A 16,396-nucleotide genomic window follows, 5' to 3' on the forward strand; every position below is an offset into this window, starting at 1 on the left:
GGGCAGGTTGTTTCGGCCTACGGGCATAGATTGAGATTGGGTAAGGGCACCATGTTCGCAGTAGTGCGCACGGGCGGCAAGCAGTATCGGGTTGCCGCCGGAGACAAGATCGCGGTCGAGAAGCTGGCGGGTGAAGCCGGCGACAAGATCACGCTGGGTGACGTTCTGCTTGCGGGCAAGGACGGCGAAGTCGCCGACATTGCCGGCGTGACGGTCGCTGCCGAGATCATCGCCCAGGCCAAGAGCGAAAAGGTGATCGTGTTCAAGAAGCGCCGTCGCCACAACTATCGTCGCAAGAACGGCCACCGCCAGCAGATGACCCTGCTGCGCATCGTGTCGGTCGGCTAAGCGCCCGCAAAGTTCGGAGTAGTTAGAAATGGCACATAAGAAAGCAGGCGGCTCTTCGCGCAACGGTCGCGACTCGGCTGGCCGCCGCCTCGGCGTCAAGAAGTTCGGCGGTCAGGAAGTGATCGGCGGCAACATCATCATCCGTCAGCGCGGCACCCGCGTGTACCCGGGCGTGAACGTGGGCATGGGCAAGGATCACACCCTGTTCGCCCTCGCCGAGGGACGCGTGCGCTTCCACGACGGCAAGCTTGGCCGCAAGTACGTGTCGGTCGACCAGATGGCCGAAGCCGCCGAATAACGGATGGTCGATGACGGGCCATCCTGCCGGGATGGCCCTGCCGGGCTTGCGTCATGCAAGCACCGGCCTTGGAGGGGAGAGGGCCATCAGCCCGCTCCCTTTTTTCGTGTCTCCCTTCAGCCACTTGGCACCGTTCGCAAGGAAATGCGTTCCCTTGCCGGCGGTGCGTAACGCCCCTGTCATCCGCCTGCTCTAACGGGCGGCGCGGGGGATGGTCGACTGGGAGACTTGGGTCATGTTCATTCGCAGTGAGCGGCTGTTCCTACGCCCCGCGTGGCCGGAAGACGTCGCGGAGCTTCATGCCGCCTTGGCTGACGAGCGCGTCGTGCGACATCTGGCACGTGTTCCCTGGCCTTACACGCTGGAGCATGCACAGGATTTCGTCAGCCGCCCCCAGGATCGACGCTACCCCTCGATGTTGATCACATTACCCGGCGCGCGAGGTGCGCGGGTGATCGGCGGCATCGGCCTGCATGAGGATGCCACCGGCGTCGATGCGCCGGCGCATCTGGGATACTGGCTTACGCCCGAAGCCTGGGGCCGCGGCTATGCGACGGAGGCAGCCAGCGCTGTCCTGCGGCTGGCACGTACCCTGCGGCACCCCCGTGTCGGTGCCCATCACTTCGTCGACAATCCGGCCTCCGGTCGCGTGCTGGAGAAGCTGGGCTTCCGGGCCTGCGGCTCCGTGACCGAGCGGTTCAGCCTGGGCCGTGGCGAATGTGCGCCTTCGCGTGGCTACCTGCTGCGCTTCGACACGGCCGGCGATTGCGACGACGATGCACCGCCCGAGGGTTCGCCAGAAATCGGCAAGCGAGCGGCCTGAAACGACGGCGAGCGCCCGGCGCAGCCAGGCTCGCTTCGTGCGGCGCCTGCCGTTTTCTTCGTGCAATCGGATGCACAAGGAGTCATGTTCCGTCCGCGGCATTGGGACGGAGAAAAGAACATGTTCATCCGCACGGAGAGGTTGTTTCTAAGACCGGGCTGGCCCGAGGACATGGGCGAATTGGTCGAAGTCCTGGACGAAGACGCCGTGAGGCGCAGCATCGGCATATCCGCGTTACCCCGCTCGGCAGTGGCTTTGCGGGAATACATATCCCGTCCGCGCGATCCGCTGTTGCCGCACTTCTTCATCAACTTGCGCGACGATGCCGGCGCGCGGCTGATCGGCGGCATCGGGCTCGGGCGGTACGGCAAGGACGTGGAGCTAGGATACTGGATTGCGCAACGGCATCGTGGCCTGGGCTACGCGACCGAAGCCGTTAGGGCGGTCCTGGCCGAAGCGCGCATGCTGGGCCATCGCGAGATCGTCGCGCTGCACTTTGCGGACAACGAAGCCTCGGCCAGGGTCCTGCAGACATCCGGGTTCAAGCCGACGGGGGAGACCCGTGCGCGGCTCAGCATCGGGCGGGGAGCCGAAGCGCAGGCGCGACTCTACGTGGCGACCCTGGCGGACAAGCTGTTCGACCTCTTGGGCGTGGGGCCGCAGAGCGCCGCGCAGGCGGCCTAGAGCATTTTCAAGTTGACCGTTCACGGTCAATGGCTCGCAAAAATGCGGCATCGAAAACCTGGAGCGTCTTCGCACATAGTGAAGACGCTCTAGCTCATCAGGTTTCGCGAGGTTCCAGCTTCATCCACGGCGGTGCGATCTGCGCCGTGATATCCTCCACTCGCAAGTGATCGATGGCCAGGTTGAGCTCGGGATAGGCCATGCGCTGCCGCTTCGGATCCGAACGGTCGAGTGGGACGACGACCAGGCGCCGATTGACCTTCTGCCGCCAGTTCATGCGGGCCGTGTTCTCCTGCCCTACGTAGCAGCCCTTGGTGAAGCTGACGCCGTTCAGTTCGACGGCGTTGCACTCCAGCCAGAGTGTCGCATCCTGCCCCAGCTCGGCCCGTCCCTCGACCACGCCGTGCCCCAGGCGGTGCCTCAGGTACGCGTCGTCGGCACTGGCGCCGGTCGCGTCCGCAGGGCCGATCCAGCGGCTGCCCAGTGCGTCCAGGCGTGGGTCGACGGCGGCACCCTCATGCGGTCCTGCGCTCCAGTGCACCGCCAAGCTTGGATCGATGGCGATGTCGATGGCACGTCGCAGCCGGTACAGCGAGAGGCGTTTGGCCAGGGCCTCGGCAACCTCGACTTCGCAATCGATCAACAGGTCGTCCCCCGAGCGCCAGACCAGGAAATCGAACAGGACCTTGCCCTGCGGGCTCAGCAGCGCGGACCATGCCGGCAGTGGGCCGGTCACGTCCGAAGTGACGAGGCCCTGCAGGAACGCGGCCACGTCCTCGGCCGAATTCTCGCGAGGCGAGATGCGGATCACGGCGCGGCGGGCAAGATGCGTGGCGGTCATGGCGCGCAAGGTGGGGGTGCGGCTTGCGCGCCGCAACCGCGAGCGTTCACACGGGACAGCTGGCGAACAAGCCAGGAAGAGCGTCAAGCACCCAGGTCGCGGCCGGGCCTGGCGGCGTGTCCTTGCGCCAGATCGCCACCAGGGCATAGTCCATCGGCGGTCGCTCGGGCAGCGAGAGTTCCACAAGCGTGCCTTGGGCGATATCCTCGCGCACCAGGTTGCGCGGCATCGAGCCCCAGCCGATCCCTTCCTTCAGCAGCGCGTGCTTGGCACTGAGGTCCGCCAGACGCCAGGTGCGCGGGCTGAAAACAGAAAAGTCACGCCCCTCCGTCAGTGGCGAGCGGTCGGTGAGGACCAGTTGCAGGTGCTTGCGCGCCTCGCCGGCCGGCACTCGGGGCATCTGCGCAAGGGCATGGCTGGGTGCCGCCACCGGAACCAAGGCGACCGCTCCTACCGTCTCGCGCTCCAGATCGGGCAGGTCCATGATGTCGGGGCCGGCGATGCCGAAGGTCGCGCGCCCTTCCAGCACGAGCGCCGCCACCGCGCCGAGCGCCTCGACATGGAGCCGCAGGGCAACGCTGGGATACATGGTCTGGAAGTCGCGAAGGAGCCGGGCAAGCGCCTGTCCCGGGACCATCACGTCCACGGCGAGCGCCACTTCCGCTTCCAGGCCCTGCTGCAGGGAACGGACCTTGGCGAGCAGTGCATCCACGCTGTCCGACACGCCATGCGCCTCGCCCACCAGTGCCTTGCCGGCATCGGTGAGTTCCGGACGGCGCGACCCCTCGCGCGCGAACAGCCGAACGCCGAGCTGCGCCTCGAGCTGCGCGATCGCATAGCTGATGACCGAGACAGCCCGCCCGAGCTTGCGCGCGGCGCCATTGAAGCTGCCCTCTTCGCACACCGCCAGAAACACGCGGAGATGGTCAAGGCTGGGAGCTACTAGGTCCGGCATTCAACTCTCTCGATCATCTGACGCGATTTTATCCCAGTTATCCGATTGCCCGGCAAGCGCCATATTGCGCTCGACACACCACTTCCCACACCGGGAGAGCGCCATGATCGAACTTCGACCCTTCGCCACCCTGGGTGCCGCCAACCACGGCTGGCTCGACGCCCATCATCACTTCGCCTTCGCCGACTACCACGACTCCGATCGCGTGAACTGGGGCCGGCTGCGCGTGTGGAACGACGATACCATCGCGCCCAAGTCCGGTTTCCCGGCCCATCCGCACCGCGACATGGAGATCGTGACCTACGTCCGAACCGGCGCGATCACGCACCGCGACAGTCTGGGCAACGAAGGGCGCACCGGCGCCGGGGACGTCCAGGTGATGAGCGCGGGCAGTGGCATCCAGCATGCCGAGTTCAATCTGGAGGACGAGCCGACCACGCTGTTCCAGATCTGGATCCTGCCCGACCAGCGCGGCGGAACGCCCAGCTGGGGCGCGCGGCCCTTTCCCAGGGATGCGCGCGACGGCCGCTTTGTCACGCTCGCCTCGGGCTTTACCGGCGACACCGATGTGCTGCCGATCCGGGCCGATGCGCGTGTTCTGGGCGCCACGCTCAAGGCTGGCGAAACCGTGACCTACGACACCCGCGCAGATCGACACGCCTACCTCGTTCCCGCCACCGGGCGGGTGCAGGTCGGCGAAGTCGAGGCACAGGCCCGCGATGGCGTTGCCATCACCGGGCTAGAGACGATCACCGTTACCGCGCTCGAGGACGCCGAACTCGTCCTCGTCGACGCCGCCTGATTTCCCACGAAAGGACCTGACCATGACCGGACGTACCGCTCATCCCAAAGTCGAGAAGTTGATTGTCGATCGCTGGAGCCCGCGTGCATTCGACGAGAGCGAGATGCCGCAGGAGGATCTCGGCGTGATCTTCGAGGCCGCCGGGTGGGCGCCGTCCGCCTACAACGTCCAGCCGTGGACCTTCCTCTACGCCCGGCGGGGGGATGCCAACTGGGATCTGCTGCTCTCGCAGCTGATCGACTTCAACCAGGGCTGGGCGAAGGACGCCTCGGCGCTCGTGTTCATCGTCTCGGACCGCTACATGCGTTCGGACAAGGGCAACACCGAGAACCACAGCCATAGCTTCGACGCAGGCGCGGCCTGGGCCCTTGCGGCCTTGCAGGCACAGGCGCTCGGCTACCATACCCATGGCATGACCGGGCTGAAGTTCGGCGAAGCGGAAGCGGCGCTGGGCATCCCCGAGGATCATCGGCTCGAAGCCGCCTTCGTGATCGGCAAGGCGGCCGGTAAGGAGAAGCTGCCGGACTTTCTGCAGGAGCGCGAAGTGCCGAGCAGCCGTAAGCCGTTGAGCGAAATCGTCAAGCCCGGCAAGTTCGCCTGAAGCCTCCTCCGGAGCCGCGTATGTGCTGCGCGGCTCCGGTCGTACGCCAAGCGTGTTCGCCTTTGGTACCTCGAGGATGGCGCGGGTTCAGCGAGCAAGGTGCACTGCCGCAGGAGCGGACGTGCCATCACTGGCTTTGCCGACGTAAAACGAGGGGGCGCGATGCCCCCGCGCGAGCGAAGCGCCGCCGATGCGATGGTCGCCGGACGGCCAACCGTTCAAGCTTGTTCGGGCCCGCCCCTCGCTCAGCTCTTACGGCAAGCACGCGGTCCAGCGTCGGCTTAGCGAAGGTGCTATGCGCTGTCCGCGCGAATTGGGTACACCCGACATCCTAGCGCGAGGCTCGCTTGGCCAGGCACAAGCTCCCATTGGGACCCGCGTCGTTGCCGAGCGCGGGGGCGACGATACGGTGAGCAAGGTCGGCCCGGGTGGTCGCGCCCAGGTAGCCGGCGAGACGCTCGGGGATTTGGTCGATGGCTGCGGCGAGCAGTTGCGGTTGGCGCATGGCGACGCCGCCTCCGACGATGATCCGCTCCGGCGAAAACGCCAGCAGCAGGTTCGCGAGCAGTTCCGCCAAGTCGGAGGCAATGGGATGCCAGCGCGGATCGCCCCAGGGCACCTCAGCCGGCACGCATCCGAACCGCGCTTCTATGGCCGAACCGCTGATCAGTCCTTCGACGCAAGCGCCGTGGTAGCGGCATGCGCCTTCGAAGCGGTCGCCGACAGCACGGCGCAGGCGCATATGGCCGATTTCGGGATGCATGACGCCGTGCATCGGATCGCCTCGCACGAGCACGCCACCGCCCACACCCGTTCCGATCGTCAGGTAGATCAGCGAGGCGCAGCCCCGTCCGGCGCCCATTTCATGTTCGGCCATGGCTGCTGCGTTGACGTCTGTGTCGAGTGCGATCGGACCGGGGAAGCCAGCACGCAGGATCCCAACCACCTGCGTGCCCCGCCAGCCGGGTTTCGGAGTGTCGAGGATGGTGCCATAATCCGGTGCTGTTCGGGCCAAACGAACGGGCCCGAAGCTTGCGACACCCAGGCCGGCGATCCTTCCATCGCGGTGCCACCGCCCCACTTCGCTCGCGGCGCGGCCGAGAGTCTCTTCCGGTGTGCTGGTCGCAAATTCGATCCGTTCGCGGATGGCGCCCGGTTCGCCCAGCACCACGATGGTTTTCGTCCCGCCCATCTCGAGCCCGGCATAGAGCGGCATGGTCAGCCTTCGGTTACACCATCAGTCGTGCCGACCATGGCAGAACGCGAAGTCGAGGAAAACGGGAACGTTCGGTACTCAGTAGCAGCCTGAGCCGGTCAGAACGGCGGGCACGGTGCGTGCAAGGATCGCCAGATCGAGTGCGACGGTCCGGCTGCGGGCATAAGCCGTATCCAGCGCGACACGGCGGCGATACGTCGTGTTATTGCGACCGCTGATCTGCCACAGCCCGGTTATGCCGGGTTTTACCGACATATAATCGACGATGTACTGGCGGTACCGGATCATCTCGCCCTCGACGATGGGACGAGGGCCGACCATGCTCATCTCGCCGCGCAGGACGTTGAAGATCTGAGGCACCTCATCCAGGCTGGTGCGGCGCAGCAAACGCCCGATCGGGGTGACGCGCGGATCGTTGCGCAGTTTCTGATCGCGCTGCCATTCGGCGCGAGCCTGTGGATTCTCGGCCAGGTGCTGCTCGAGCACTTCGGCGGAGTTCACCACCATGGAACGGAACTTGTAGCACGGGAATGCCTGCCCACCCTTGCCGATGCGGCGATGCGCGAAGAGGACAGGGCCAGGCGAGGTCAGCTTCAAGCCTACGAAGATCAAGAGCAGCAACGGCAGCAGCACCATCACCGCGCTGACCGCGATGGTGATGTCGATTGCCCGAATAAGCAAGGCATCGCGTGCCGCGGCGCGCGATGCCGCCCGGGGAAGCGGCTCGAGGCCCTGGAAGGGCAATGGGGGCGTAGCGCTGAGATCCATGACGTCCTCGCGTGTCGCAGGAAATGACGGTGTGGGCAGGTCGCCCCGGGACCATGCCCGGGGCGTCCCGATCAGAAAGCGTAGTTGACGCTGTAGGCCGCCTTGCGGCGACGCATCGCGAAGCCGGTGAAGCCGACGCCTGCGATCATCATCAGCCAGGTCGCAAGCTCGGGAACCGCGGCCGAGAAGGTGACGTTGCCCGAATACGAACCGTTTCCGGTCGAGGTGCCGCCGACGAGGATGGTCTGGATGCCCGCGCCGACCGACTTGCTGACGCCGCCCGCAAACAGGCCGCCGCCGACCTCGACGAGGTTGATAGGCGTACCGTTGAAGGATGCAGTCAGGCCGGTAATGCCCGACAGTACCTTGAAGTAAAGAACGCCGACATCGGCTGTGCCGACGGACGGCGTGGTGAAGTTGATCTCGTCGTTAAATACACCAACCGGGATCTGCGCGTCCGAGAACGCGCCAGTGCCGTTGATGATGGTCTGCGTGCCGTTACCGGCAAACGATGTCGCGCTCGCAGGAGCACTGACGGCCAATGCCGAGGCGATCGCTGCGGAAGCAAATAGAACTTGGCGTCCAGGCATAGTTACACACTCCTACTGGAAATTACGTAGCCGTTTGTTGAGGCGAATCAGAAATGTTCTGTGCCCATGCCAAGTTCTCATGATTTATTTTGCAGTGCAACGTCAGCGCTAAGCGACGGATAAACGCCAAATTAACCGCGTTTGGAAGAGATAATCGAGATAGTTCACTCGATCGGCATTATAAAACCAGGTAAACATACGTAGAAATCGCGCAGATTTACGTAGTTTATCGTCTCGATATTGGAGATATTAGGCCGGCGCTGGCCTATCTCCGCCCAGCTCGTTAACCGCAGTTGCGAGAAACGACGAAAGGCTGCAACCGGGCAGGCCGCCCTTCCTCAACGACCCTACCGAAGTGCGCAATCGCGTCGGGGAGCTCAGGTTAAGGTGACGAAGGCGACGATTCCAAGCAGCCACATGGCAGCGCCGACCGCAAGGCCCAGGATCAGTCCACGCGGCGCCCGGGCGGCATCGCGTCCGCCCGACCGATCACATTCATCCTGGTCCAATCTCATGCTCATCAATGGCTCGAAGTTTCGGGCGTGCAGCATGCCATCTTTCCTCGACGATGCCGACTCGTCCACGCACGAGTTTTCGCGGCCTCACGCATGGGCGTACGCTGAAATGGTGGCGGGCTGCTGAAGAGGCACGTCGGACATTCCCTGAGAGGATGATCCTCTAGGCAATAGATCCAAAACGGCTTCAGTGCACCCCATCTGCGCGGCAGCCCATCTTCCGGAATAGCACCGCGCCACACCTCCGCTCACGTGTTTCTACGTGGCCTAATCGGATCACCTTGGACATGATCTCGATAGGCGAACCGCCCCGCCTCGCTCTACGCGAAGGGCCATGCAAGCTCTTGCGCCCGATCTGGTCGAAGTCGACACCTGCGTGAGCGACACGTATCGCGCGGAGCCGCGCTGGTGGGTCCGCCACTGGTACGTGGCTCTGTCTGCGCTCATCATGGCCATTCCCGGCCTTGCTGCCTTGGCGCGTAACTACTGGTCGACCGAGCAGGGCGCCGCCGGTCCGATCATACTGCTGACCGGGTTGTGGTTGCTGCACCACGAGGCATCCGGGCTGCGCACGCAATTCGATCGCGCGGCCGGGTGGCTGGTGCCGCTCGGGCTCGTGGTCGTCGGACTATGCACTGTGATCGCCGCCGTCACGGCCAAGCAGTGGCTCCAGTTACTCGGTATCTATCTGAGCCTGATCATGCTGCTCTATGCGATGATTGGATGGCGTCAGCTGCTGTCGCTGCGCATACCGATCCTCTATCTTGCCTTCGTCATTCCGCCGCCGGACAACCTTGTCGTGCCGCTGACGCACGCGCTGAAGGATCTCGTCGCCGGCGGGGCGGTCGGCGCTCTGGGCATGCTTGGTTATCCCGTCGCTCGGGATGGGGTGCTGCTTTACATCGGGCAGTACGAGCTTGTCGTGGCGGCTGCTTGTTCGGGAATGAATTCGATCCTCAGCCTGACCGCGATCGGGCTGTTCTACGTGTACCTGCTCCATCGCGCCCACATGAGATATGCCGCGCTGTTGGCGCTGCTGATGGTGCCGGTGGCACTGTTCGCGAATGCGGTGCGGGTCATCGCCTTGCTGCTGATCACGTACTACGGCGGCGAGGCTGCCGGGCAAGGGATCCTGCATGACGCGGCAGGCCTGTTCATCTTTCTTGTCGCGCTGGGCACGCTGCTTGCGCTCGATCGCATGCTCGCGCCGCTGCTGATCCGTGGGCGAGCATCGCGGTGACTGCGCTTCCCTTCAACCTGCGCCAGCCCTTGCCTAGGGCGAGCCGCCGAGAGGTGCTGATCGGATCACTGGCGCTTGCGGTGACTGCGGCCTCCGAACTGATGCAGCCGCGCCGCATGTTCGCGCGATTGTCCCAAGACCAGCTGGATGCGGCGATCCCCAAGCGCGTAGGTGCCTACCGCTTCGCATCCAGCTCGGGGCTGATCCTTCCGGCCGGCGACGAGCTGTCGCAGAAGCTATATGATCAGGTGCTCACCCGGGTGTACCAGGCCGACGGTTTGCTGCCGATCATGGCGCTGTTCGCCTACGGCAGCGTGCAGAACCTGTCGCTTGAGCTGCATCGACCCGAAGAATGCTACCCGCAGCAGGGCTTCACGATAACCGAACCGCAGCCAGTGCCGCTGGTGATGAGCGAAGCGACGATCCCGGCCAGCGTGCTCACGGCGCGTCGCGCCAACGGCTATGTGGAGCAAGTGCTATTCTGGTCGCGCATCGGCACGCATTTCCCTGAGAGCCGCACGGCGCAGTCGATCCTGGTGGCGAGGGAGAACTTTGCCGGGCGCGTGCCCGATGGATTGCTGGTCCGCCTGTCCGTGCCGACTCCGGACCTGCCGCTCGGCCTGCAGGCGGCACGATCGTTCACCGCCGAGCTTGACCACGCGCTGTCGCCGCGTGGGCGCACGATCGTGTTCGGCGACAAGGATAGAGAGGACAGCCTGCCATGATCACGCCGTATCAAGCCGCAAAGCCGCTCGTGATGATGGCGTGCTGCCTGGCAGCGCTGCTCGCCGGCTGTGACAAGAAGGCTCCCGAAGGCCAGGTGGTGGCCGTTGTGAATGGCGAGGAAGTCACTCGCCGCGAACTCGCCACCGAGCCTGGAGCTGCAAACGGCGATGTTGCGCAGCCGCAGCTCGCGGCGATGTTGAGCGGTGTCGTCGATCGCAAGCTGGCTGCCGCCGAAGCCAAGAGGCTCGAACTGGATCAGACGCCTCGCTTCGTAGCCCAGGCCAAGCGGCTGCAGGAGGTGATGCTCAGCCGCACGCTGTTCGATCGGTGGATCAGCGAGATCCCGCCACCGCAGCCTGCCGCCATTGCTGCTTACGTGGCCCAGAACCCGCAACGCTTCGATGGCCGCAAGCTGTTTCTTATCGACCGGATCGAGACGGCGGATAGTGGTCCCAACAAAGAGGCCATTGGGCCGCTTCAAACCAATGACGCGATCGCGGCGTACCTCGATGCGCACGACCAGCCTTATCGTCGGGAGCGAGCGGTGCTCGATTCGACCGGCCTGCCGCTCGCACTGTATCGTAAGCTGGTGACGCTCCCGCCGGAAACGCCGATCGCCGTGGCGCAGGGCGGACGGCTGCTGATTGTCGCCGCACAGCAAACGCGCGATGCACCGCTGCCTCCGGCCGAGAAGTCGGCCGCAGCTGTGCTGGCGCTAAAGCAGGTGAAAGTGCAGGAGAAGCTGGCGGCGCTCCGCAAGACAGCCAAGGTTTCCTACCAGCCGGGCTACCGGCCGAGCAGCTCGGATGCAAGTCAGGCGCCCTAATCGTTTGGCGCGATGGAGCTTAGGCTGATTGCTTTGGAGGTTCACCGTGCGCAATTGGCGCCAAAGCAAGACTCCACCTCGGCGACGCTAGACCTGAAGGCTGATCGCCTGCGGCTTGGGCCACCTGATTGGTCGTCCTCATGTGATGGTCTGCGTGGCGTGCTGCTTGGATGCACTTGCATACTGCAATCGTAACAAGCGACGATCTCGATTGTCGGCAGCCCATAAGTGAGTGGAATAGGGCGCTGCGTCGTTAGGTACCACTCGATCTTCCGAAAGTCCTACGGCTTTAGTCGCTGGTGACTGCCTCGATCAGCGTGCGAGCACTTCTCTCCCACGTGAAGCGCTCAAGTCTCTCACTGGCAGCCGATCGCTGTGCGCTTCCACGCTGCGGAAAGTCCCAATGCTGCCTGAGCAGGCTGACTAATCCATCCAGATCGGACAGACTGAAGTAACTGGCGGCATCGCCACAGACCTCGCGAAGAACCGGAATGTCGGATACGATCGTGGGACAGCCACTTGCCATCGCTTCAAGGGGCGGGATGCCGAAACCTTCGTAGACGCTGGGGAAAACATGCGCGGTCGCATGCGAGTAGAGCGCGGCAATTTTCGCATCGCTGAGCCCGGGGGCGAGCACGACATCCTCGCCCCCTATGGCGCGACCGTCTCCGAAGACGCCGCGGTCGAGCGAGCCGGCAACCACCAACTTGGCGCCCGCGCGTCCGATGTGCGAGAATGCCTCTAGCAGGAAGCGCAGGTTCTTGTTGGGCGCATGGTTGCCGACGAACAGGAAATAGCGCTGAGGCTCCACACCGAGAGCATCGAGCACCCTTTCGTCTCTGTCGCGTCCGATGAAATGGTCGCATCCATTGTTGATCACGACGATCCTGTCTGGATCGAGATGCAGCACTTGCGAAAGCTCGTCCCGGGAGAACTGCGACACGGTGCCGATCCGGCCGGTTGCCGCCAGCGCTCTGCCGAGCGCTTTGTGCATCAGACGATAGCGCCGGCCGAAGTTGCCGGGTGTGCGGAATACCGCCGCATCATGGATCACCACCAGACGGTCGCGGTGCAGCAGCGGGCCTGAATTGCCCAGGTTGACCAGTCGGGCTCCCCGCGAGGCAACCGCCAAGTCGCGCTGCTCCCACAGATGGCCGTCGCCGGCCCCCACTTGCTCGATGCGGATGGCCTGCAATCGGAACTGTGGATCTGCGCCGGAAGGCACCAGCAGCCGCCACTGCCGGCCACCGAAACGTGTATGTTCAGAATGGATCAAACGATCGGCTGCTTGAACGATCTCACGACTATAACGCTGAACACCGCTGAGTTTCTGCGTAAGAAATCGGCCATTGATGACAATATCCTTTGGCGGTGTCGCAGTCATAATTCGCCAGGTTTCCAGATTTATGGGGTCTTAGGCCATCATCATACTTCACCTCAGCTCCCTTTATCCACCCGCATCGGTCGGCGGAGCGGAGAAAGTTTCCGCCATATTGGCCGAGACGCAGGTTCTGGCTGGTCATCAGGTCCATGCCTGTTCGCTCGTTCGTGACCCGCAACCGCGAGGGGAGCGACACGGCGTCGCCACGCGCCCACTCGGCGCGCGCAACCCATTGTGGATCGAAAGCTCGCACCGCTATCCGTCTCCGCTCCGCCTGGCGAACAAGGCGGTTACGGTTCTGAACCGGCGGGTTGGCTCCGAATTCGCGGCGCTTCTGGACGACATAGAACCGGATGTTCTGCACACCCACTCCATGGTCGAACTGCCGCCTTCTGTATGGGACCGGGCCGCCCGCCGTGGGGTGCCGATCGTGCACACGCTGCACGACTACGATTTGCTGTGCATCCGCGGTGCGCTCTACAAGGACGGACGCAGGTGCCGGCCGCGCCACGCGGCCTGCCGCCTGCTGTCGGCGCCCAAGCGCGCCTTGCACGATCGGATCGACGTGGTCGCGGCCGTGTCGCGCACGGTGCTCGACACCCATCTCGAGCATGGACTGTTCCATCATCTTCCGCCGGAGCGGCGCCGGGTGGTGTGGAACCCGGCAAGGCTGGCCCAGGCAGGTCCGCGGACTCCCCGCAAGGCAGGCGAACCCTTGAGGTTCGGATTTCTCGGTCGTCTCGTGGGAGAGAAGGGCCTCGGGCCGATCCTGGACGCATGCCGCCTGGTGGGGGGCAGTGGCTGGACGCTGCGCGTGGCAGGCGACGGACCAGAGCGCGCGGCCTTCGAACATCAGTCGCGCGGGCTCCCCATACGCTTCGAGGGATATGTGGAGGCCGCCGCGTTCCTCAGCGAGATCGATGTCCTGATCTGCGCACCTTTATGGGACGAGCCGTTCGGCCTGACCATGGTCGAGGGCTACGCCGCAGGGTGCCGCGTCATCGGGACCCGTGCCGGCGTGATCGGCGAAGTCGTCGAACGCGTGGAACCGGGCTGGACCGTCGCTCCGGGCGATGTGGCGGCCATGGCTGCTGCCATCGCGCGCGCGATCGCCGAAGGGCGAGCGCTACCCGCTGATAGGCAAGGCGCGGTCGCAGCCCTGCTCGAAGAACTTGCGCCCCGCACCGTCGCTCAGACCTATCTCGAACTTTACCGCACTGCGGGCGACGCGGCGACGCCGTCGCTTGCGGCACACGGGTGACCGCCATGCGCATACTCCATCTCAGCATGCTCTATCCGCCACACATCCTGGGCGGCGCGGAGCGCTCCGTCGCCATGCTGGCCGAGGCGCAGACCGCGCTTGGTCATCGCGTGGCTGCGGCATGCACCACTCCGGGGGCTTTCGTGCGCGAGGAACGCAACGGCGTGCAGGTCTTCCGCATGCCGCACGAGACGCGTTTCTGGGCGGAGGAATGGCCCCAACACGGCAAGCTCGAACGTGGGTGGCGCAAGTTCTCGCAGCAGTTCAACTATCGCCTGCGTGACCATTTCGCCCGCGTCATCGAGGAGTTCGCGCCGGACATCGTCCACACCCATTCGATGGTCGATGTCTCGACCACGGTGTGGGAGGCGGCGGCCGAGCGGAACCGCCCGATCGTGCACACCTTGCGCGACTACGACCTGCTCTGCGCCGACGCATCGATGTGGCACGATGGAGGGCCTTGCGGGGTCAAGTGCAAGGTCATGACCTTCGCAAAAGTCGGGCGTCACCGCCTGACCGATGGCGTTGCCGCGGTCGGTCAGGAGACGCTCGAAATCCATCGACGCGCCGGCTTCTTCGACCATCTGCCCTCGGACCTGCAGCGCGTGATCTGGAACCCTGCCGTGGTCGAAGGCGCGGGCGAGGACTATGAGCGCCCCTCGCGCGAAGGGCAGCCCTTCACGATCGGCTATCTGGGCCGCATCAACGAAGAGAAGGGCGTCGGCACCCTGATCGATGCCGCGCGACGGCTTCGTCCCGGCAATTGGCAGGTGGTGATCGCGGGCAAGGCCAACAATTCGCTCGAGCCGTTCGTCGAACGGGCCGCAGGCCTGCCCGTGACGTTTCCCGGCTTCATGGATGCACGCGCGTTTTTCGAAGGCATCGATGTCATGGTCGCCCCGTCGATCTGGGCCGAGCCTCTGCCGCGCACGATCCTGGAGTCCTATGCGATGGGCGTGCCGGCGATCGGCGCGCGGTCCGGAGGCATCCCGGATTTGATCGGCCATGACAACGCCGAGTGGTTGTTCGCCCCGGGTGATGCCGAGCAACTCGCCGACCGGCTGCAACGAGCCGTCGATCACGGTCGCGAACGGCTGCCTGGCAAGACCGCATTCGGGCACGTGCTGCGCGAGACTCGCCCTCCGATCGTCGCGGAGCGCTATCTCGCGTTCTACCGCGATGTGATCGCCGCGCGCCTGGCGCGGGCAGCCTGAGGGCGGCCATGCGTATCCTGCACGTCGCGGAGTCCGTCAAAGGGGGATGCGGCACCTATCTGAACCAAGTCGTCGCATCGCAACTGAGCGACCCGGCGATACACGATCTCCATGTCGTGGTGCCTGATGAACACATCGTGCAAGTGCCGGACATTCCCACGGCCAAGCGCAGCCTCTTTGCCAGTCGGGGTCGCTCTCCGGCATCGCTCCTGGCGCTCTGGCGCGCCACCGACCAAGCCGTGCGCGAATTCAAGCCGGACTGCGTCCACCTGCACTCGACTTTCGCGGGTGCCGTTGGACGGATAGGCCTGATGCTGAGGGCGCAGCGCCCGCCAATCGTCTACTGCGCGCATGGCTGGGCCTTCGACATGGCAGGTTCGATTGCAAAGCAACGGTGTGTCGCCCGCGTGGAGCGCTGGCTCTCGCGCCGGTGTGAAGGCGTGATCGCCATCTCCGACTACGAGCGGGCGCGCGGCATCGAAGTCGGCATTGCGCCGGAACGCATCGTCACCGTGCCGAACGGCATCGGCGACGCGCCGCCTCCGCCTCCGCCTGAGTGCAGTCCGATCCGTCGCGTCCTATTCGTCGGCAGGCTGGATCGGCAAAAAGGCGTCGACGTGCTGCTGCAGGCCATGCGCGACTTGGGCGGACGTGTCGACTTGCGGGTGATCGGCGCGTCCGTTGTCGGTGACGAGGCGCCGGTGCTCGATCAACCGGGAGTGACCGCACTGGGATGGTGCGATCAGGACCGGATATGCCGCGAACTCGCCTGGGCCGACTGTGTGGTCGTTCCCTCACGATGGGAGGGGTTCGGGCTTGTCGCGGTCGAAGCCATGCGAGCCGGCCGGGCGGTCGTGGCGTCCGATGTCGGAGGTCTCGCGCAAGTGGTCGAGCACGGCCGTACCGGCTGGCTGGTTCCACCCGAAGATCCCGTTGCGCTGGCAATGGCGCTGGTCGCGCCGAGCGATGCGGATCTGCGCGCGGCGGGCGTTGCCGGGCGGCAGCGCTTCCTGCGGCACTTCACCATCGATCGGACAGTCACGGCCCTGCGTGCCGTATACCGGCAAGCCATCGCCATGCGCAGCAGCATCAATCACGCCTTTGCCCACGAGTTCGGGGAGGTCGGCATGGCACCACTCGGCGCTCGCGCCGAGCGCTTGCCGCGGATGTCCTCTCTGTGATGCGCGGTGCCTTCGTGTCATCCGGGATGCGTGAGCGCTGGACGAGCGCGACGGTTTGAGCCGCCGGGAGTGACAAGGGTCACGACCCGTGAGCCACTTGCCTGCGTAGACCTTCGCGCGGTGAAG

Annotated in this window: 19 protein-coding genes; 12 read left to right on the plus strand and 7 right to left on the minus strand. The window is 64.9% G+C overall.

The window, feature by feature from the left end:
- The first annotated feature begins 51 nt into the window (after positions 1-51).
- From rplU to HNO88_RS03370, 4 genes are all read left to right on the plus strand, one after another.
- Positions 52-348, plus strand: a complete 297-nt coding sequence (gene rplU, locus HNO88_RS03355; protein ID WP_184242657.1) for a 50S ribosomal protein L21 — start codon at positions 52-54, stop codon at positions 346-348.
- Positions 349-376: 28 nt separating this feature from the next.
- Positions 377-646, plus strand: coding sequence for a 50S ribosomal protein L27 (gene rpmA / locus HNO88_RS03360; protein WP_184242658.1), 270 nt, complete (start codon positions 377-379; stop codon positions 644-646).
- A gap of 235 nt (positions 647-881) precedes the next feature.
- Positions 882-1,469, plus strand: coding sequence for a GNAT family N-acetyltransferase (locus tag HNO88_RS03365; RefSeq protein ID WP_184242659.1), 588 nt, complete (start codon positions 882-884; stop codon positions 1,467-1,469).
- Positions 1,470-1,589: 120 nt separating this feature from the next.
- A complete protein-coding gene (locus tag HNO88_RS03370; RefSeq protein WP_184242660.1) occupies positions 1,590-2,153 on the plus strand; it encodes a GNAT family N-acetyltransferase in 564 nt (187 codons plus the stop codon).
- 97 nt (positions 2,154-2,250) lie between these two features.
- Here HNO88_RS03370 and ygfZ read toward each other — a convergent pair whose 3' ends face one another.
- Entirely contained in the window at positions 2,251-2,994 is a 744-nt protein-coding gene (gene ygfZ / locus HNO88_RS03375; protein WP_184242661.1) for a CAF17-like 4Fe-4S cluster assembly/insertion protein YgfZ, read from the minus strand.
- Between the two features lie 46 nt (positions 2,995-3,040).
- Positions 3,041-3,949, minus strand: a complete 909-nt coding sequence (locus HNO88_RS03380; RefSeq protein ID WP_184242662.1) for a LysR family transcriptional regulator — start codon at positions 3,947-3,949, stop codon at positions 3,041-3,043.
- A 103-nt stretch (positions 3,950-4,052) separates the two neighbouring features.
- Here HNO88_RS03380 and HNO88_RS03385 point away from each other — a divergent pair, with 103 nt between their 5' ends.
- Together HNO88_RS03385 and HNO88_RS03390 are read left to right on the plus strand one after the other, a co-directional pair.
- On the plus strand, positions 4,053-4,751 hold the full coding sequence (locus tag HNO88_RS03385) for a pirin family protein (protein ID WP_184242663.1): 699 nt from the start codon (positions 4,053-4,055) through the stop codon (positions 4,749-4,751).
- 22 nt (positions 4,752-4,773) lie between these two features.
- Complete coding sequence (locus HNO88_RS03390) at positions 4,774-5,352, plus strand: nitroreductase family protein (protein ID WP_184242664.1); 579 nt, start codon at positions 4,774-4,776, stop codon at positions 5,350-5,352.
- 331 nt (positions 5,353-5,683) lie between these two features.
- Here HNO88_RS03390 and HNO88_RS03395 read toward each other — a convergent pair whose 3' ends face one another.
- The 4 genes from HNO88_RS03395 to HNO88_RS03410 form a co-directional block, all read right to left on the minus strand.
- Positions 5,684-6,568 carry an ROK family protein gene (locus HNO88_RS03395; protein ID WP_184242665.1) on the minus strand — a complete coding sequence of 295 codons (885 nt, stop codon included), beginning with the start codon at positions 6,566-6,568 and terminating at the stop codon, positions 5,684-5,686.
- Positions 6,569-6,646: 78 nt separating this feature from the next.
- Entirely contained in the window at positions 6,647-7,336 is a 690-nt protein-coding gene (locus tag HNO88_RS03400) for a sugar transferase (RefSeq protein WP_184242666.1), read from the minus strand.
- Between the two features lie 71 nt (positions 7,337-7,407).
- A complete protein-coding gene (locus HNO88_RS03405) occupies positions 7,408-7,926 on the minus strand; it encodes an FxDxF family PEP-CTERM protein (RefSeq protein WP_184242667.1) in 519 nt (172 codons plus the stop codon).
- Between the two features lie 377 nt (positions 7,927-8,303).
- The gene (locus tag HNO88_RS03410) at positions 8,304-8,477 is read right to left on the minus strand and encodes a hypothetical protein (protein WP_184242668.1); all 174 of its coding nucleotides are present in this window, start codon (positions 8,475-8,477) and stop codon (positions 8,304-8,306) included.
- A 298-nt stretch (positions 8,478-8,775) separates the two neighbouring features.
- Between HNO88_RS03410 and xrtV the strand changes: the two genes are divergently transcribed.
- From xrtV to HNO88_RS03425, 3 genes are read left to right on the plus strand one after another with little or no spacing between them, the layout of a single operon-like run.
- Positions 8,776-9,681, plus strand: coding sequence for an exosortase V (xrtV, locus tag HNO88_RS03415; protein ID WP_184242669.1), 906 nt, complete (start codon positions 8,776-8,778; stop codon positions 9,679-9,681).
- Complete coding sequence (locus tag HNO88_RS03420; protein ID WP_184242670.1) at positions 9,678-10,406, plus strand: exosortase C-terminal domain/associated protein EpsI; 729 nt, start codon at positions 9,678-9,680, stop codon at positions 10,404-10,406. Before xrtV ends, HNO88_RS03420 begins: the two co-directional genes overlap by 4 nt.
- Positions 10,403-11,233 (plus strand): hypothetical protein, encoded by an 831-nt coding sequence (locus HNO88_RS03425; RefSeq protein WP_184242671.1) that lies wholly within the window; start codon positions 10,403-10,405, stop codon positions 11,231-11,233. The genes HNO88_RS03420 and HNO88_RS03425 overlap by 4 nt, the downstream gene beginning before the upstream one ends.
- Before the next feature lie 289 nt (positions 11,234-11,522).
- On the opposite strand, the gene HNO88_RS03430 is transcribed toward HNO88_RS03425, so the two are convergent.
- On the minus strand, positions 11,523-12,617 hold the full coding sequence (locus HNO88_RS03430) for a glycosyltransferase family 4 protein (protein WP_184242672.1): 1,095 nt from the start codon (positions 12,615-12,617) through the stop codon (positions 11,523-11,525).
- 43 nt (positions 12,618-12,660) lie between these two features.
- Between HNO88_RS03430 and HNO88_RS22815 the strand changes: the two genes are divergently transcribed.
- Genes HNO88_RS22815 through HNO88_RS03445 form a run of 3 tightly spaced genes read left to right on the plus strand, consistent with a single transcriptional unit; the run spans position 12,661 to position 16,270 of the window.
- Positions 12,661-13,875 (plus strand): glycosyltransferase family 4 protein, encoded by a 1,215-nt coding sequence (locus tag HNO88_RS22815; RefSeq protein WP_312856988.1) that lies wholly within the window; start codon positions 12,661-12,663, stop codon positions 13,873-13,875.
- Between the two features lie 5 nt (positions 13,876-13,880).
- Positions 13,881-15,089, plus strand: coding sequence for a glycosyltransferase family 4 protein (locus HNO88_RS03440; protein WP_184242674.1), 1,209 nt, complete (start codon positions 13,881-13,883; stop codon positions 15,087-15,089).
- Positions 15,090-15,097: 8 nt separating this feature from the next.
- Positions 15,098-16,270, plus strand: coding sequence for a glycosyltransferase (locus HNO88_RS03445; RefSeq protein WP_184242675.1), 1,173 nt, complete (start codon positions 15,098-15,100; stop codon positions 16,268-16,270).
- Positions 16,271-16,396: the final 126 nt, after the last annotated feature.

Origin of the sequence: Novosphingobium chloroacetimidivorans (genome assembly GCF_014204535.1) — a bacterium.
GTDB lineage: Bacteria > Pseudomonadota > Alphaproteobacteria > Sphingomonadales > Sphingomonadaceae > Novosphingobium > Novosphingobium chloroacetimidivorans.

Excerpts from the sequence above, each read along its gene's own strand:
- HNO88_RS03410 (WP_184242668.1), bottom strand. The coding sequence starts at position 8,477 with ATGCTGCACGCCCGAAACTTCGAGCCATTGATGAGCATGAGATTGGAC.
- HNO88_RS03385 (WP_184242663.1), top strand. The coding sequence starts at position 4,053 with ATGATCGAACTTCGACCCTTCGCCACCCTGGGTGCCGCCAACCACGGC.
- HNO88_RS03445 (WP_184242675.1), top strand. The coding sequence starts at position 15,098 with ATGCGTATCCTGCACGTCGCGGAGTCCGTCAAAGGGGGATGCGGCACC.
- rpmA (WP_184242658.1), top strand. The coding sequence starts at position 377 with ATGGCACATAAGAAAGCAGGCGGCTCTTCGCGCAACGGTCGCGACTCG.
- HNO88_RS03390 (WP_184242664.1), top strand. The coding sequence starts at position 4,774 with ATGACCGGACGTACCGCTCATCCCAAAGTCGAGAAGTTGATTGTCGAT.
- rplU (WP_184242657.1), top strand. The coding sequence starts at position 52 with ATGTTCGCAGTAGTGCGCACGGGCGGCAAGCAGTATCGGGTTGCCGCC.
- HNO88_RS03430 (WP_184242672.1), bottom strand. The coding sequence starts at position 12,617 with ATGACTGCGACACCGCCAAAGGATATTGTCATCAATGGCCGATTTCTT.
- HNO88_RS03380 (WP_184242662.1), bottom strand. The coding sequence starts at position 3,949 with ATGCCGGACCTAGTAGCTCCCAGCCTTGACCATCTCCGCGTGTTTCTG.
- HNO88_RS03425 (WP_184242671.1), top strand. The coding sequence starts at position 10,403 with ATGATCACGCCGTATCAAGCCGCAAAGCCGCTCGTGATGATGGCGTGC.
- HNO88_RS03405 (WP_184242667.1), bottom strand. The coding sequence starts at position 7,926 with ATGCCTGGACGCCAAGTTCTATTTGCTTCCGCAGCGATCGCCTCGGCA.
- HNO88_RS03400 (WP_184242666.1), bottom strand. The coding sequence starts at position 7,336 with ATGGATCTCAGCGCTACGCCCCCATTGCCCTTCCAGGGCCTCGAGCCG.
- HNO88_RS03395 (WP_184242665.1), bottom strand. The coding sequence starts at position 6,568 with ATGCCGCTCTATGCCGGGCTCGAGATGGGCGGGACGAAAACCATCGTG.
- HNO88_RS03370 (WP_184242660.1), top strand. The coding sequence starts at position 1,590 with ATGTTCATCCGCACGGAGAGGTTGTTTCTAAGACCGGGCTGGCCCGAG.
- xrtV (WP_184242669.1), top strand. The coding sequence starts at position 8,776 with ATGCAAGCTCTTGCGCCCGATCTGGTCGAAGTCGACACCTGCGTGAGC.
- HNO88_RS03365 (WP_184242659.1), top strand. The coding sequence starts at position 882 with ATGTTCATTCGCAGTGAGCGGCTGTTCCTACGCCCCGCGTGGCCGGAA.
- ygfZ (WP_184242661.1), bottom strand. The coding sequence starts at position 2,994 with ATGACCGCCACGCATCTTGCCCGCCGCGCCGTGATCCGCATCTCGCCT.
- HNO88_RS03440 (WP_184242674.1), top strand. The coding sequence starts at position 13,881 with ATGCGCATACTCCATCTCAGCATGCTCTATCCGCCACACATCCTGGGC.